We start from the raw sequence: 1,261 nt of genomic DNA on the forward strand, positions 1-1,261 counted from the left end.
CACTAGTACTGGAAATACTGGAGGAACAACTACTGGTGGTAGCGGTATAAATAGTTCACCAATTGGAAATCCTTATGCTGGTGGTGGATGTACTGACTATGTATGGCAATACTTTGCTGCACAAGGAATTTATATCAGAAATATCATGCCTGGTAATGGTGGACAATGGGCTTCTAATGGACCTGCCCAAGGCGTGCTCCATGTTGTAGGAGCTGCTCCTGGTGTTATCGCATCAAGCTTCTCAGCTGATTTTGTTGGATATGCAAACTCACCTTACGGTCACGTAGCTATTGTAAAATCAGTTAATTCAGATGGTACAATTACTATCAAAGAAGGCGGATATGGTACAACTTGGTGGGGACATGAACGTACTGTAAGTGCGTCTGGTGTTACTTTCTTGATGCCAAACTAAGGAGGAAAAAATGACAGAACCGTTAACCGAAACCCCTGAACTATCCGCGAAATATGCCTGGTTTTTTGATCTTGATGGAACGCTGGCGGAAATCAAACCGCATCCCGATCAGGTCGTCGTGCCTGACAATATTCTGCAAGGACTACAGCTACTGGCAACCGCAAGTGATGGTGCATTGGCATTGATATCAGGGCGCTCAATGGTGGAGCTTGACGCACTGGCAAAACCTTATCGCTTCCCGTTAGCGGGCGTGCATGGGGCGGAGCGCCGTGACATCAATGGTAAAACACATATCGTTCATCTGCCGGATGCGATTGCGCGTGATATTAGCGTGCAACTGCATACAGTCATCGCTCAGTATCCCGGCGCGGAGCTGGAGGCGAAAGGGATGGCTTTTGCGCTGCATTATCGTCAGGCTCCGCAGCATGAAGACGCATTAATGACATTAGCGCAACGTATTACTCAGATCTGGCCACAAATGGCGTTACAGCAGGGAAAGTGTGTTGTCGAGATCAAACCGAGAGGTACCAGTAAAGGTGAGGCAATTGCAGCTTTTATGCAGGAAGCTCCCTTTATCGGGCGAACGCCCGTATTTCTGGGCGATGATTTAACCGATGAATCTGGCTTCGCAGTCGTTAACCGACTGGGCGGAATGTCAGTAAAAATTGGCACAGGTGCAACTCAGGCATCATGGCGACTGGCGGGTGTGCCGGATGTCTGGAGCTGGCTTGAAATGATAACCACCGCATTACAACAAAAAAGAGAAAATAACAGGAGTGATGACTATGAGTCGTTTAGTCGTAGTATCTAAAAAAAAGTCTTAATAAATAAAAAATAGTGGTTTGAGAT

At 46.9% G+C, this 1,261-nt stretch carries 2 protein-coding genes; both read left to right on the forward strand.

What is annotated here, in order from left to right; all coding sequences use genetic code 11:
* A partial coding sequence (locus CEV31_RS12310; protein WP_143850924.1) for a CHAP domain-containing protein occupies positions 1-412 on the forward strand: 412 nt, incomplete at its 5' end.
* A gap of 10 nt (positions 413-422) precedes the next feature.
* Positions 423-1,223, forward strand: coding sequence for a trehalose-phosphatase (gene otsB / locus CEV31_RS12315; RefSeq protein WP_001295645.1), 801 nt, complete (start codon positions 423-425; stop codon positions 1,221-1,223).
* Positions 1,224-1,261 lie beyond the last annotated feature (38 nt).

The sequence above is a fragment of the Brucella thiophenivorans genome, from assembly GCF_002252445.1.
GTDB classification, from domain to species: Bacteria; Pseudomonadota; Alphaproteobacteria; order Rhizobiales; family Rhizobiaceae; genus Brucella; species Brucella thiophenivorans.

What these genes read in the sequence shown, in the direction of transcription:
- otsB (WP_001295645.1), top strand. Translation starts at nt 423, where the DNA reads ATGACAGAACCGTTAACCGAAACCCCTGAACTATCCGCGAAATATGCC.